Origin of the sequence: Allobosea sp. Root483D1 (assembly GCF_001429505.1) — a bacterium.
Classification (GTDB): domain Bacteria; phylum Pseudomonadota; class Alphaproteobacteria; order Rhizobiales; family Beijerinckiaceae; genus Allobosea.
Genome location: NZ_LMJW01000001.1, coordinates 579262 through 593484, shown reverse-complemented (window position 1 = coordinate 593484; position 14223 = coordinate 579262). Strand labels below are relative to the sequence as shown.

Sequence of the window (14223 nt, the reverse complement as noted above, 5' to 3'; positions counted from 1 at the left end):
TGGGGAGAAACACCATGATCGACACGGCCTATGTCGCGACCATGGCGCGCTATAATCGCTGGCAGAACCGCAGTCTTTACGAGGCGGCCGACAGCCTGAGCGACGAGGCGCGCCGGCTCGACCGTGGCGCCTTCTTCCGTTCGATCCACGGCACGTTCTGTCATCTTCTATGGGCCGACAGGATGTGGCTCTCGCGTTTCGCTGGAACGCCGAAGCCCAGCGTCCCCGGCAGCGAATCCGCCCGGATGATCGGGGCATGGGAGGAACTCGTCGCCGAACGGCAGGTCACCGACACGCTGATCGGCGACTGGGCGGCCGGACTCACGCCCGAATGGCTCGCTGGCGATCTGACCTGGGTGTCGGGTATCTCCCGTCGCGAATTGACCAGGCCGAAGGCCTTGCTGGTCATGCATTTCTTCAATCACCAGACCCATCATCGCGGGCAAATTCACGCCATGCTGACCGCATCCGGCGCAAAGCCGGACGACACCGACCTGATGCTGGTCGGCGCCTAAGATTGAACTGCCCTAGCCAACGGTCCTCGGTTTGCGTGACCTGGTTGCCAACCGCTTCGGCGCATCCTCGCCGGTCTCGTTTTCGTCGCCGCTGGAGTCGCCGACATCGTCGGGAATCGCGGCCGTCGCATGCTGGCTCAGCTTCTGGAACAGCCCGAGGCCCACGAGGGCCGCGACCGCGACAAGCATCAGCAGGGCCGGGAACAGGATGTCGGCCGGCTTGTCGCGCGAAGCCTTGGTGATCAGCACCAACGACTCCAGGCTGAGCGCGACGATGATGATGGTCATGAATTTGGTGAGCGAGCCGCGCGCCTCGGCCGGTCGCCGCAATTCCCGGTCGGCGATGACCTCCTCCTCGAACAGGAACTTGCCGACATCGGCGACGGCGACCGCGATGATCACCAGGCCGATGCCGTCGAGCATGGTGTCGAGCGCGCCTTCCCCTGTCCGGAAGCCGGTGAAAGTCTGCGAGATCGCGACCGCCATCAGCAGGACTGCGGCCAGCAGTAGGACGCCGGCGATGCCGGAATAGAGCAGGCGACTGAACAAGGTCATTGGTGCAACTCCCCCCGGAGACCGTGCGCCATGTAACCCGGCAGACGGCGACTCGTTCCCGCCAGCTCCTGTCAGAGCCCGCCGGGCCTGGGATGGCGGCGATGCGGCGGCTGCATGAGCTGCGTCTTGCGGTCGTTTCGCCGGCAATGCCATGGTCGGCCACCTAGAGCCGGAGCGCGCCATGATCGACACCACCAATCTGATCGCCTTCATCCTGCTCGCCTTCGGCATGGTGCTGACGCCCGGGCCGAACATGATCTACCTGATCTCGCGCTCGATCTCGCAGGGGCCGGCCTCCGGGCTGATCTCGCTCGGCGGCATCGCGCTCGGCTTCGTCTTCTATGTTGTCTGTGCCGCCTTCGGCATCACCGCGCTGCTCTTCGCGGTGCCTTACGCCTATGACGCGCTGCGGCTGGCGGGCGCCGCCTATCTGCTCTGGCTCGCCTGGCAGGCGGTTCGGCCGGGAGCCAGTTCGCCCTTCAATGTCCGCGAACTCAAGCATGACGGGCCGCGCAAGCTCTTTGCGATGGGCTTCCTGACCAGCCTGCTCAATCCGAAGATCGCGATGTTCTATCTGGCGCTGCTGCCGCAGTTCATCGATCCCGCCGCCGGCAGCGTGCTGACGCAGTCGATCGTCCTCGGCTTCATCCAGATCATCGTCTCGGTCAGCGTCAACACGCTGATCACCTTCGCTGCCGGCGGCATTGCCATCTTCCTGCGCACGCGTCCGTTCTGGGCGCTGGTGCAGCGCTGGCTGATGGCCACGATGCTCGCGGGCTTCGCCGTGCGCATGGCGGCCGAAGCACGTCGCTGATCGGCTGTCGGCAACGATTTCTGCACCGTTACCAAGGCTTATGCATCGCGCCGTCGGGCCGCTGCCGGCTCATCGCGCTCGGCGCAGTACATCAGGCAGGAGTTCTAGATGAGTGTTGCCAACGGCCGCGCTTTGCTCGCGATGCCGGGTCCGACCAATATTCCCGACCGCGTGCTCCAGGCGATGATGCGTCCCGCCGAGGAACTCGCCTCGAAGACGATCGTCGACCTGACGCAAACCCTGCTGGCAGACCTCAAGGCGATCTTCCGCACGACGGGCGAGACCTTCCTCTACGCCGCCAACGGCCATGGCGGCTGGGAGGCGGCGCTCACCAATGTGCTCTCGCGCGGCGACAAGGTGCTGGTGCTCGCCAGCGGCCGCTTCGCCATCGGCTGGGGCGAGATGGCCCGGTTCATGGGCGCCGATGTCGAAGTGCTCGCCGGCTCCTGGCGTGCGGCGGTCGATCCGGCTGCGGTGGAAGAGCGCCTGCGGCAGGACAGGGACCAAGCGATCAAGGCGGTCCTGACGGTCCAGGTCGATACCGCGTCCGGCGTGGTCAACGATATCCAGGCGATCCGCCGCGCCATCGATGCGGCCGGCCATCCCGCGCTCTACATGGTCGACGGTGTCGCCGCGCTCGGCTGCATGCCGTTCGAGATGGATGCCTTCGGCGTCGATGTCGCGATGTCGGCCTCGCAAAAGGGCCTGATGACGCCGCCTGGCCTCGCCTTCGTCGCCGCAAACGGCAAGGCGCTGCAGGCGCACCGGCAGGCGACGATGCGCACGCCTTATTGGGACTGGACCGCGCGCATGGACCCGCTGCTCTACATGAAGCATTGCGGCACGCCGCCTGAGCATCTGATGTTCGGCCTGCGCGCCGCCCTCGACATGATCTTCACTGAGGGACTCGAAGCCGTCTGGCGGCGCCATGCCTTGCTGGCGGCTGCGACGCAGGCAGCGATGTCGAAATGGGCGGAGGGCCAGACGCTGAGCTTCAATGTCGTCGAGCCGTCGCAGCGCGCGCCCTCGGTCACCACGATCCTTGTCGACGGTGACCCGGCTGCGATCACCGATTACGCACAGCAGGTCTGCGGTGTGACGCTCGGGATCGCCATCGGCGATCTCTCCGGCAAGGCTTTCCGCATCGCCCATATGGGCCATGTCAATGCGCCGATGGTGCTGGGCAGCCTGAGCGCGGTCGAGATGGCGCTGCAGGCGAAAGGCATCCCGCATGGCAGCGGCGGCGTCGCGGCTGCCATCGCCTATCTCGGCGCCAATGCGCGCGAGGTCGCTGCCTAGCATCGATCGGGCGAGCGCCGGCAGCCGTATTGAAGCGGATTGCCGGGACGCGCCTTAGGCGGCGGAGACGCGCTGCAGGAACTGGTGCACCGCCGTTCCGAGCTCCTCGGCCTTGCCTTCCAGCGCCGTGGTCGAGGCGAGCACCGCACTGGCGACCTCGTGGGTCTGATGGGCCGAGCCGCGGATGTTGTTGGTGGTCTGCGCCAGATATTCCGTGCCGGTCGCGACCTCGGCGATGCTGCGGCTGATGACATGGGTCATCTGCCCCTGCTCCTCCAGCGCGGCGGTGATCGAGAGCGTGCGCTCGTCCATGTCGGCCATGCCGGCGGTCAGCTTGGCGATGGTCTCGACCACGCCGGCCGTCGCCTGCTTGATCTCGGCGATTTGCCCGGCGATGTCCTGCGTCGCGATCGCGGTCTGGTGCGACAGGCTCTTCACCTCGCCGGCGACGACGGCGAAGCCCTTGCCGGCATCCCCGGCCCGGGCGGCCTCGATCGTCGCGTTGAGCGCCAGGAGATTGGTCTGCCCGGCGATCCCTCGGATCAGGGCGACGATGCCGTCGATGCGCCGCACCGCCCGGTCGAGCAGGTCGACCGAGCCTGCGGTGGTGCGGGCGCTGCCGTTCATGTCGGCGACCAGTGCCTGGGTGGTGGCGAGCTGGCGGTCGATCGACGTGATCGCGGTCGAGAGCTGCTCCGTCGCCGCGGCGACGTCGGAGACGTTGCGTGAGGATTCTTCCGAGGTCGAGGCCACGGCGGTGACCTCGCCATTGGCGATGTCGGCGATCTCGTTCAGGGAGGCGGCGCGCCCCTTCAGATTGCGGATATCCTGCAGCACCGTGTCGAGCGTGGCGAGGAACTGCGTATTGAAGCCGGCGACGATGTCCTTGGTGGTCTGGCGGCGGGCGGCCTCGCGCTCCATGTCGCGCAGCTGCGCCTGATGCAGCTCCTCGGCCTGCGCCGTGGCGTCGTCCCGCGCCTGCGCCGCCATGTCGCCCGCGGCCGCGAGCGTCCGGCTCTGTTGCTTGATGATCCAGAGCAGCAGGCCGAGCTGAATGACGACGCCGGCGAGGAAGAGCGCGTCGCCCTGCAAAGGGGTGCCTGCACGGGAGAGCATCGCCCCGATGAGGCTGGCATGGCCGAGCGCCATGATCGCCGTGGCGACGAGCGGCTGCCAGGCGCACCAGCCGGCCGACAGAGTCAGCATGATAAGCAGCACGGAATCGCTCGCCTCGTGCCAGCTCGCGCCTTTGAGCCCATAGGTGAAGGCGAGCGCGCTGCCGGTCGCGGCCAGCGAGAGGATGATCTGCGTCGCCATGCCGATCGGGTCGCGCCGACAGGTCAGGGTCGCGAAGGCTGCCAGGCCGATCGTGATGAGCGGGGGCGTGAATGTCCCAACGCTGCCGCTCGCGAACCAGGCCAGCATCGTCGCCGGCACGAAGAGCCAGAGCAGCAAGGTGAGGGCGCCGCCGACGCGCAGCCGCAGCTGCGTCAGATAGGTCGCGGCGGAATCGGTTTGCATGCGGGCGTTGGCCTGTGAGCGCTGTTCGGAGATGGCCGATAGCTGTCGGCAGGCCAATCCCCCTCTGGCAGCCTCGCTCCTCTCGCTGAATTTTCGCTTAACCATTTACGCCATAGCCGGGATTTCGCAGCGCCGGACCGCGCCGGAGGTCTGACGGATTTGCGTGCGTCTCCTATCGTCGCCGGAGCGGCTTGGCTAAGCTCGCCGCCGCACCAGGACACGGGAAAGCCGACCATGACCGACACGACGCAGGAAGAAGCCCGCATTCTCGCCTGGCTGGGCGAGCGCAAGCAGGCGATGATCGATCTGCTGCGCGAGATGGTCGACACCGATTCAGGTTCCTACGACAAGGCGGGTGTCGACCGGGCCGGGCAGGTACTGGCCCGTTTCCACGAGGCGAACGGGCTTTCTATCGAGATCGTGCCGGATGCCCGCTATGGCGACGCGGTCAAGGCGCGCCTGCCCAATCCCACCGCGAACGATCAGCGGCCCGTCCTGCTGCTCGGTCACCGTGATACCGTCTTCCCCGAGGGCGAGCCGACGCGCCGGCCCTTCACCATCCAGGGCGGACGCGCCTATGGGCCGGGGGTCGCCGACATGAAGGCCGGGCTCGTCATCGAGGCCTTCGTCGCTGCCGCCTTCGCCGCCAATGGCGGCCTGAAGGCGCCGCTGACGATGCTGACCACCAGCGACGAGGAGATCGCCTCGCCTTCCTCGCGGCCGGTGATCGAGGCGGCGGCGCGCGAGTCGCGCTGCGTCTTCAATGCCGAGCCGAGCCGCCTGCCGGCCGGCACCGACTATGGCCGCGACCATAGGCAGTCGATCACATCGGGCCGCAAGGGCGGCGTCTTCATGCGCGCCGAGTTCGTCGGCAAGGCGGCGCATTCCGGCGCCAACTACGAGAAGGGCGTCTCGGCCATCGTCGATCTCGGCCACAAGATCCCGCGCCTGCAGGGGCTGACCGATCTTCAAGCCGGCGTCACCGTCAATGTCGGACTGATCGGCGGCGGCCAGACCGTCAACACGGTTGCTCCCTCGGCCTGGTGCGAGATCGACCTGCGCTACAAGACGCCGACGCAACGCGAGGAGCTGGTCGAGGCGATCCGCGACATCGTCGAGACGCCGGTGGTCGAGGGCACCTCGGCCAAGCTGATCATCAAGGGCGAGTTCTACCCGCTGGAGCAGACGCCGGATTCGCTCCTGCTCTACGACACCTATCGCGAGGCGGCGGCCGGGCTCGGTATCGCCGTCACGGCCGAGTACACCGGCGGCTGCGCTGATTCCGGCTTCACCGCGGCGCAGGGCTGCCCGACCCTGTGCAGCGTCGGACCCGTCGGCGGCATGGCCCATACGCCGGATGAGTTCCTCGAGGTCGAGAGCATCGTGCCTGCGGCGCAGACATTGGCGCTGGCGGTGATGCGGACCGCGGCGCGGATGGAGTGACGCGCGTCATGCTCGGGCTTGACCCGAGCATCTCAGGCCGGATGAGGAGCTGATCTGCGCCCTTATCGTCATGAGATTCTCGGGCCTGCGCTTCGCGCCGCCCGAGAATGACGGCATGAAAAAGGGCACCGCTTGCGCGGTGCCCTTTGTTCTTAGCAGACCGACCTTCAGTTCAGCGCGATCCCTGCCGGCCGGCTCTCGCGCGCGGCGGGAAATTCGCCAAGCATCAGCCCAGCCGGGCCCACGGTCAGCGGCACGGTCTCGCCGTCGCGGATCGCGCCCGAGAGCAGCAGCTCGGCGAGCGGGTCCTGCACCGACTTCTGGATCACGCGCTTCAGCGGGCGCGCGCCATAGGCCGGGTCGTAGCCCTTCTCCGCCAGCCAGTCGCGCCCTTCCTGCGAGAGGTCGAGCGTGATCTTGCGGTCGACCAAGAGCTTGGCGAGCCGCGCCATCTGGATATCGACGATTGCGCCCATGTCGGCCCGCCGCAGGCGGTGGAACAGGATGATGTCGTCGATCCGGTTCAGGAACTCCGGCCGGAAGGCGTGACGGACAACGCCCATCACCTCGTCGCGCACGGCGTCGCTGTCCTGGCCTTCCGGCTGGTTCACCAAGTACTCCGAACCGAGATTCGAGGTCATGATGATCAGCACGTTGCGGAAGTCGACCGTGCGGCCCTGGCCGTCGGTCAGTCGCCCGTCGTCGAGCACCTGCAAGAGGACGTTGAACACGTCCGGATGCGCCTTCTCGACCTCGTCGAACAGCACGACCTGATAGGGCCGGCGCCGGACCGCTTCCGTCAGCGCGCCGCCTTCCTCATAGCCGACATAGCCGGGAGGAGCGCCGATCAGCCGGCTGACCGAGTGCTTCTCCATGTATTCGGACATGTCGAGCCGGACCATCGCCGTGTCGTCGTCGAACAGGAACGACGCCAGCGCCTTGGTCAGCTCGGTCTTGCCGACGCCGGTGGGGCCGAGGAACATGAACGAGCCGATCGGCCGGTTCGGATCCTGCAGGCCGGCGCGGGCACGCCTGACCGCCTTGGAGACCGCCTCGACCGCCTCCGCTTGGCCGATGACACGGGTGCCGAGGCTCTGCTCCATATGCAGGAGCTTCTCCTTCTCGCCCTCCAGCATCCTGTCGACCGGCACGCCGGTCCAGCGACTGACCACCTGCGCGACATGGTCCGGCGTCACGGCTTCCTCGACCATGCCGGGTGCATCGCCTCTCGCCTCGATCTCGGAGAGCTGCTTCTCGAGCTGCGGAATCTCGCCATAGGCGAGCTCGCCGGCGCGCTGGTACTCGCCCTTGCGCTGTGCCTGGGCGAGCTCGTTGCGGGCGTTGTCGAGCTTGGTCTTGATCTCCGCCGCCTGGCCGAGCTTGTCCTTCTCGGCCTTCCAGGCCGCGGTGATCGCGGCCGAGCGCGCCTCGAGCTCGACGAGCTCGGATTCGAGCCGCTTCAACCGCTCCTTCGAGCCGGCATCGCTCTCCTTCTTCAACGCCTCCTGCTCGATCTTCAGGCGCACGATCTCGCGGTCGATCGAATCGAGTTCCTCGGGCTTGGAATCGACCTGCATGCGCAACCGCGCCGACGCTTCGTCGACGAGGTCGATCGCCTTGTCCGGTAGGAAGCGGTCGGTGATGTAGCGGTTCGACAGCGTCGCGGCCGAGACCAGCGCCGAGTCGGTGATGCGCACGCGGTGGTGCTGCTCGTACTTCTCCTTCAGACCGCGCAGGATCGAGACCGTGTCCTCGACCGTCGGCTCGTCGACGAAGACGGGCTGGAAGCGCCGCGCCAGCGCCGCGTCCTTCTCGACATATTTGCGGTACTCGTCGAGCGTGGTCGCGCCGACGCAGTGCAATTCACCGCGGGACAAAGCGGGCTTCAGCAAGTTCGAGGCATCCATCGCACCGTCGGTCTTGCCGGCACCGACCAGGGTGTGCATCTCGTCGATGAACAGGATGACGCCGCCGGCCGCGGCCGAGACCTCGGAAAGCACGGCCTTCAGCCGCTCCTCGAACTCGCCGCGATATTTCGCGCCGGCGATCAGCGAACCCATGTCGAGGGAGAGCAACTCCTTGTCCTTCAGGCTCTCGGGCACGTCGCCATTGACGATGCGCAAGGCGAGGCCCTCGGCGATCGCGGTCTTGCCGACGCCGGGCTCGCCGATCAGCACGGGATTGTTCTTGGTACGCCGGCTCAGAACCTGGATGGTGCGGCGAATCTCCTCGTCGCGGCCGATCACCGGGTCGAGCTTGCCCTCGCGCGCCGCCTCGGTGAGGTCGCGTGCATATTTCTTCAGCGCGTCATAGCTCTGCTCGGCGGAGGCCGAGTCGGCAGTACGTCCCTTGCGGATCGCCTCGATGGCGGCGTTGAGACCCTGCGGCGTGACGCCGGCCTTGGCCAGGATCTTGCCGGCCTCGCTATCCTTCTCGATCGCCAGCGCAAGCAGCAGCCGCTCGACCGTGACGAAGCTGTCGCCGGCCTTGTCGGCAGCCTTCTCGGCCGTATCGAAGACGCGCGCCAGCGGCGGCGTCAGGTGCAGGCCGCCCGCGCCGGCGCCGCTCACCTTGGGGAGCTTGGCAATGGCCGCGTCGACGAGCTGCCTGGCCTGCTTTGCCTGCCCGCCGGACCGGTCGATCAGCCCAGCCGCCATGCCTTCGCTGTCGTCGAGCAGCGCCTTCAGCACGTGCTCGGGCGTGAACTGCTGATGGCCCTCGCGCATCGCGATCGTCTGCGCAGCCTGCAGGAAGCCCTTCGCCCGGTCCGTATATTTCTCGATGTTCATTCGGTTACCTCCGCCCGCCGGTCGCGCCCCGAAGCGGCGGAGCCGGCTGCCTTTCAAAGGGATAGGGCCCCCTGATGGGCAGCCCTTCGCCTCAGAAGATAGTGTTGCTTTCGCGCAACGGAAGGGGGCGGGCGGTGCTTTCGCATTGACCTCCACCGCGAGCCTCGCCCAGCCTGTCACCATGATCGGCACCAAACGGCAGCAGGCGATTCGCAAGGCGCTGCGGGCGCTCGTACCCGGCATCCCCTTGCTCGACGCCGAGACGGTGCTGGCGCTGGCCGGACGGGCGCAGATGAAGGCGCTGCCGCCCTCGACCGCGCTCTGGCTCGCGCTCGGCAGTCATGTTCGCCACAGCCATACCGATTATGATCACCTGCTCGCTGAAGGCTATGAGCGTGACGCCGCCCGCTTCTTCGTCGCCGACGCGATCGACGACGTGCTTTCCGGCTGGGGCTGCCAGCGCTCGATCCTTGACGAAGCTGAGGTGGAGGAGGGGGCCGAGCAGCCGCATTGATCGGATCGATGCAATCCTTTCATCGGCCGTGACTGCCCTCGCTGTGGCGCCTCGGTTCTTTGCGTGGCAGTTTCCGCCGCCTCGCTATCGAAAGGGCCGAGCCCATGCGTGTCGCTTCACTGTATCGCTACCCGGTCAAAGGCCTGTCGCCCGAGCGCTTGAACCGCGCGGAGCTGCCGACGGGCGGCTATTTCCCAGGGGACCGGCTCTTCGCCGTCGAGAACGGGCCGTCCGGTTTCGATCCGGCCGAGCCAGTGCACCAGCCGAAGATCAAATACCTGATGCTGATGCGCAACGAGTCCTTGGCGCGCCTGCGCACCCGCTATGACGATGGCAGTGGCGATCTTGTCATCGGTCACGATGGCGCGGAGACCCGCGTTGCCACCGAAACGGAAGCGGGCCGGGAAGGGCTGACCGCGTTCTTCAAGGGTTACATGCCGGATGAGTTGCGTGGCGAGCCACGCTTGCTGACAGCGCTGGAGGGCTATCGTTTCACCGATTCGCGCTCGGGCTTCGTCTCGATCATCAACCTCGCCAGCGTCGCCGATCTGGAAACGCGGCTCGGCGTGGCGGTCGACCCGTTGCGCTTCCGCGGCAATGTCATGGTCGAGGATCTGGCGGCCTGGGCGGAGCTTGATCTGGTCGGGCGCGAGCTTACCGCTCCGTCGGGCCTGCGCCTCCTGGTGATCAAGCGGATCGAACGCTGCGCCGCCACCAATGTCGCCCCGGCGACCGGTATTCGCGACCTGCAGATCCCGAAGGCGCTGATGCAGGGCTACGGCCATGTCGATTGCGGCATCTATTGCCGGATCATCACTGGCGGAACGCTCGGCGAAGGCGAGCGGCTGACTTTGGTCGAGGCGAGCGCGCCGGCCACGCTCGGCGTCGCCTGAAACAGAAAGAGGGCCCTTTCGGGCCCTCTTTCGTGTTCATAATCTTACCCGGCAGGATCACTCCGCCGGCGTCTCGCCGCCATCGTTGCCGAGCGCGTCCATGACCTCGCGCGGCGAACGCCGCCGGGGCGCCCGGCGCTTGGGCTTCTCGCCGGCCTCGGGCGCGCCCTCTGCGAGGTCTGCCGAAGCGGCTGCAGCGGCTGCAGCGGGTGAAGCGGTGACCGGAGCCGCGGGCTCTTCCGAGATCGCGATCGGCACGCGGGTCGGCGTGGTCAGGAAGGCCGGCAGCCCAGCCGGGGCTTCCTGCTCCTCGTTGCCGGCGCGGGCCTCGTTGCGGTCACGGCGCGAAGGACGCTCGCCGCGCGGCGCGCGCTCGGGCCGTTCCTGGCGCTCCGGCCGCTCCTGGCGTTCTGGCCGCTCGAAACGGGGCTCGCTTTGGCCCTGGACCGGCGCCGCGATATCGGGCTGCTCGGCGCCGGGCTGAGCCTCGGGGCGCGGGGCATAGGAGCCGTTCTGGCCGTCGTTCCGCTCGAAGCGACGCTCGCCCCGATCCGGCCGATCGCCGCGGTCCTGGCGGTCGTTACGATCTGGGCGATCGAAACGGCGCTGGCCGTTGCGATCGAAATTGCGGTCCTGCCGGTCCGGGCGAGGCGGCCGATCGAAGCGCTGGCCGTTGTTCTGGCCGCCTTCGACGTCCTCACCCTCATGCCGCGGCGCGCCATGGCCGTTCGGGCCATTGCCGTTGACATGCTGGCGCTCACCTTGCGGCTGGCCGCCCTGGAAATTGGTGTCCTCGTCGCCCTCTTCCTCGTGCTCATCGGCATCTTCGACGAAGGCGCGGTTCAGCTGGAACGTGTGCCCGAACTGCTGGGTCATCTGCTCCTGTCCCGCGAGCAGGATACGATAGTAGTGCTCGGCGTGCTGGAAATAGTTCTCGGCCGCAACCGGATCGCCCGAAGACTGGGCGTCGCGGGCGAGCTGCAGGTATTTCTCGGCGACATTTTGCGCAGTGCCCCGGACTTTGACGTCCGGGCCATTCGACTCGTAACTCCGCTGAAGCGGGTTAGGAGATTTCCGGTTGCCGTTGTTGCTATTGTTATTGTTATTGCTGTTGTTGCTGTTACGGCCGCGCATGCGCCGGTTCTGACCTGGTCTCATTCGCGTCTGTCTCGCGTTCTGTTCATTCAAAGCAACCTTGAGGTCGTCATGCGCGTCGTGACGCGCGGCGGGTTGCGACGCCGTGCGTAAAAAATCCGACCTGACAGGGCTCTGCGCCGATATGGGTCTTCACGCGCTCTTTCCAATGGAGCCTTACCGGCTCCCCCTCCGAACGGCTGTCTCGCGCATTCGGAGTCTCGGTCTCGCTATGTCAGTAACGTCGATTCTGGCAGTGATCCGAGGACCCGGTCCGCTCTGCGAACCCTAGCCAAAGGTTATATGCTGTCGACACTGTCTTCAAGACCACGCGTGCATAGCTGGTTTTGCGGCTTCTTCCAAGCAAATTCGCGCAACTTGCTGTGCATCGTTCAGAGGTTATGCCCGAAAACGAGGGCGCGAATATGGCCGCCGAGATCGCGCCGGGACTCGCGGTGATGCAGGCCGGCCCGCCTCATCAGCGCGACGACCGCTTCTTCCTGTCCGGCACCGATCTCCAGGATGGCAAGGCCGCCGGGCTTCAGATGACCGGGCAGGGCGGCGGCGAGGGCGCGATAGGCATCGAGCCCGTCCGGCCCGCCGTCGAGGGCGAGAAGCGGGTCGTGTTCGCGCACGTTATGGTCGAGGCCGGCGATCTCGTCGCTGCCGATATAGGGCGGGTTCGACAGGATGAGGTCGAAGCGCTCCGCGATGCCATCGGTCCAATCGCCCTGGCGAAAAGCGGCGCGCTCGGCGACGCCATTGCGCGCGGCATTACCGGTTGCCGTCGCGACCGCATCGGGCGACAGGTCGATGCCGAGCCCGGTCGCCTGCGGAAACTCGCGCAAAGTCGCGATCAGAAGGCAGCCGGTACCGGTACCGAGGTCGAGCAGGCGCAGGGGCTCATGCCGGCGCTGATCGAGATGACCGAGGGCCGTCTCGATCAAGGTCTCGCTGTCCGGCCGCGGCTCCAATGTGCCCGGCGAAAGCGAAAAGCTCAGGCCCCAGAATTCGCGCGCGCCAAGGATACGCCAGAGCGGCTCGCCGGCAAGACGCCGTGCGAGCGCATCGTTCAGCCTGATGGCAGCGGCCTCGTCGATCGGATCGCTGGCGCCGGCGAGGTCTTCGATCAGGATACGGGCCTCGAAGGTGAAATCGGCGATGCCGGCCCGCTTCAGCACCAGCGCGATCGCCTTCCGGGTCGCGGATACAGTTCCGCCCGCTGCCGGCACGGCAACGGGCGCGATCTCGTCGGTCGGTCTGGCTGCGCCGGTCAAGTGTGTCCTTGGCCCGGCACGCGGCCGGTCAGTTGCCCTGCATCCCCTCTCGGACGCATTCCTTCATCTTGATCCGCAGCGCGGACTTGCTCTCCCTAGCGCCGCGATACTGTTGCTGGCAATCGCGCCGTGCCTGCGACTCGGTCTTGGCGTTGTGCAGTGTCGCCGGCTGGCCGCTGAGGACCTTCTTCGCGGTCTGCTCCTGCGCGCCCACGGAGGCTGGCACGAGGGCGACGGCCGCAGCAAGGGCGATGGCGCTGAACAGGGCTTTCATCTCTCTATCCTCCCCAAAAAGAACGGTTGATGCGTCCAGAACGCGCGAGGGAGACGAAAGTTTCATACGCTGCCTTGCTCGGCCAGCAGCTCGGCCTGTCGCTGTGCCGTCAGCGCGTCGATGATCTCGTCGAGCACGAGCCCCTGCATCATCTCGTCGAGCTTGTAGAGCGTCAGGTTGATGCGGTGGTCGGTGACGCGCCCCTGTGGGAAGTTGTAGGTGCGGATGCGCTCGGAGCGGTCGCCGGAGCCGACCTGCGAGCGCCGGTCGGCCGAGCGCTCGGCGTCGGCACGACTGCGCTCCATGTCGTAGAGCTTGGCCCGCATCAGCTCGTAGGCGCGAGCCTTGTTCTTGTGCTGCGAGCGCTCGTCCTGGACGAGGACGACGATGCCGGTCGGAATATGGGTGAGGCGCACCGCCGACTCGGTCTTGTTGACGTGCTGGCCGCCGGCGCCCTGGGCTCGCATCGTGTCGATGCGCAGATCTTTCTCCTCGAGCGTGACATCGACCTCGCCGGCGAGCGGCAGCATGGCGACAGTCGCCGCCGAGGTGTGGATGCGCCCGCTCGTCTCGGTGTCTGGCACGCGCTGCACCCGGTGCACGCCGGATTCGTATTTCAGCCTGGCATAGACGCCCTTGCCGGCGATCTCGGCGATGACCTCCTTGAAGCCGCCGACCGTGCCCTCGCTCTCGGTCAGGATGTCGACGCTCCAGCCCTTGCCGGCGGCGTAGCGCTGGTACATCCGCAAGAGGTCCCCGGCGAAGAGCGAAGCCTCATCGCCGCCAGTGCCGGCGCGGACTTCGAGGATGACGCCGCGCTCGTCGGCAGCATCCTTCGGCAGCAGCGCGATCAGGATCTCGCGGGCGTGCGCCTCGATCTCGGCCCGGGAGACATCGCGCTCCTCATAGGCGAGGTCGCGCATCTCGGCATCGGTCGCCGGATCGTCGATGAGCGCGAGCGCTTCCGCCAACCCGGTCTGCGCCCGTCGCCAGGCCGCGATCGCCGCAACCACGGGGTCGAGTTCGGCGAGCTCTTTCGCCAGCTCGACGACGCGCGTCGCCTCGGTCGCATGGTTGATGGCGTCGCTCGCCGCAGCGTGGCGAGCGACGATGCCGTCGAGGCGGTCTTGCGGAAGGGGGAGCGACATGATGCGAAAACAATCTGAGCGGAACGGAGGTGTGCGCGGGCGAGGAC

General features: G+C 67.0%; 13 protein-coding genes and 1 pseudogene. 6 read left to right on the top strand and 8 right to left on the bottom strand.

Going from position 1 to position 14223, the window contains the following annotated elements; translation table 11 throughout:
• Positions 1 to 14 precede the first annotated feature (14 nt).
• On the top strand, positions 15 to 515 hold the full coding sequence (locus tag ASE66_RS02840; protein WP_057188035.1) for a DinB family protein: 501 nt from the start codon (positions 15 to 17) through the stop codon (positions 513 to 515).
• 12 nt (positions 516 to 527) lie between these two features.
• Here the strand turns inward: ASE66_RS02840 and ASE66_RS02835 are convergent, their stop codons facing one another.
• Complete coding sequence (locus tag ASE66_RS02835) at positions 528 to 1070, bottom strand: hypothetical protein (protein ID WP_057188034.1); 543 nt, start codon at positions 1068 to 1070, stop codon at positions 528 to 530.
• A 181-nt stretch (positions 1071 to 1251) separates the two neighbouring features.
• Here ASE66_RS02835 and ASE66_RS02830 point away from each other — a divergent pair, with 181 nt between their 5' ends.
• The gene (locus ASE66_RS02830) at positions 1252 to 1884 is read left to right on the top strand and encodes a LysE family translocator (RefSeq protein ID WP_057188664.1); all 633 of its coding nucleotides are present in this window, start codon (positions 1252 to 1254) and stop codon (positions 1882 to 1884) included.
• Between the two features lie 108 nt (positions 1885 to 1992).
• Positions 1993 to 3183 carry a pyridoxal-phosphate-dependent aminotransferase family protein gene (locus ASE66_RS02825; RefSeq protein WP_057188033.1) on the top strand — a complete coding sequence of 397 codons (1191 nt, stop codon included), beginning with the start codon at positions 1993 to 1995 and terminating at the stop codon, positions 3181 to 3183.
• 54 nt (positions 3184 to 3237) lie between these two features.
• Here the strand turns inward: ASE66_RS02825 and ASE66_RS02820 are convergent, their stop codons facing one another.
• On the bottom strand, positions 3238 to 4704 hold the full coding sequence (locus ASE66_RS02820) for a methyl-accepting chemotaxis protein (protein WP_057188032.1): 1467 nt from the start codon (positions 4702 to 4704) through the stop codon (positions 3238 to 3240).
• Positions 4705 to 4938: 234 nt separating this feature from the next.
• Between ASE66_RS02820 and ASE66_RS02815 the strand changes: the two genes are divergently transcribed.
• A complete protein-coding gene (locus ASE66_RS02815) occupies positions 4939 to 6147 on the top strand; it encodes a M20 family metallopeptidase (protein ID WP_057188031.1) in 1209 nt (402 codons plus the stop codon).
• Between the two features lie 167 nt (positions 6148 to 6314).
• Here the strand turns inward: ASE66_RS02815 and clpB are convergent, their stop codons facing one another.
• Positions 6315 to 8936, bottom strand: a complete 2622-nt coding sequence (gene clpB / locus ASE66_RS02810) for an ATP-dependent chaperone ClpB (RefSeq protein ID WP_057188030.1) — start codon at positions 8934 to 8936, stop codon at positions 6315 to 6317.
• 145 nt (positions 8937 to 9081) lie between these two features.
• Here clpB and ASE66_RS02805 point away from each other — a divergent pair, with 145 nt between their 5' ends.
• Both ASE66_RS02805 and ASE66_RS02800 read left to right on the top strand, forming a co-directional pair.
• Positions 9082 to 9450 carry a DUF2293 domain-containing protein gene (locus tag ASE66_RS02805; protein WP_244494784.1) on the top strand — a complete coding sequence of 123 codons (369 nt, stop codon included), beginning with the start codon at positions 9082 to 9084 and terminating at the stop codon, positions 9448 to 9450.
• A 104-nt stretch (positions 9451 to 9554) separates the two neighbouring features.
• On the top strand, positions 9555 to 10343 hold the full coding sequence (locus ASE66_RS02800) for an MOSC domain-containing protein (protein ID WP_200964538.1): 789 nt from the start codon (positions 9555 to 9557) through the stop codon (positions 10341 to 10343).
• A gap of 57 nt (positions 10344 to 10400) precedes the next feature.
• Here ASE66_RS02800 and ASE66_RS02795 read toward each other — a convergent pair whose 3' ends face one another.
• The 5 genes and pseudogenes from ASE66_RS02795 to prfA form a co-directional block, all read right to left on the bottom strand.
• Positions 10401 to 11219: a hypothetical protein gene (locus ASE66_RS02795; RefSeq protein ID WP_244494783.1), complete on the bottom strand. Its 819-nt coding sequence runs from the start codon at positions 11217 to 11219 to the stop codon at positions 10401 to 10403.
• 63 nt (positions 11220 to 11282) lie between these two features.
• Positions 11283 to 11477: pseudogene (locus ASE66_RS33910) on the bottom strand (DUF4167 domain-containing protein); the annotation flags it as partial.
• A 392-nt stretch (positions 11478 to 11869) separates the two neighbouring features.
• The gene (gene prmC, locus ASE66_RS02790) at positions 11870 to 12754 is read right to left on the bottom strand and encodes a peptide chain release factor N(5)-glutamine methyltransferase (protein WP_200964537.1); all 885 of its coding nucleotides are present in this window, start codon (positions 12752 to 12754) and stop codon (positions 11870 to 11872) included.
• Positions 12755 to 12782: 28 nt separating this feature from the next.
• Positions 12783 to 13028 (bottom strand): hypothetical protein, encoded by a 246-nt coding sequence (locus ASE66_RS02785; protein ID WP_057188028.1) that lies wholly within the window; start codon positions 13026 to 13028, stop codon positions 12783 to 12785.
• 62 nt (positions 13029 to 13090) lie between these two features.
• A complete protein-coding gene (prfA, locus tag ASE66_RS02780; protein WP_057188027.1) occupies positions 13091 to 14176 on the bottom strand; it encodes a peptide chain release factor 1 in 1086 nt (361 codons plus the stop codon).
• Positions 14177 to 14223: the final 47 nt, after the last annotated feature.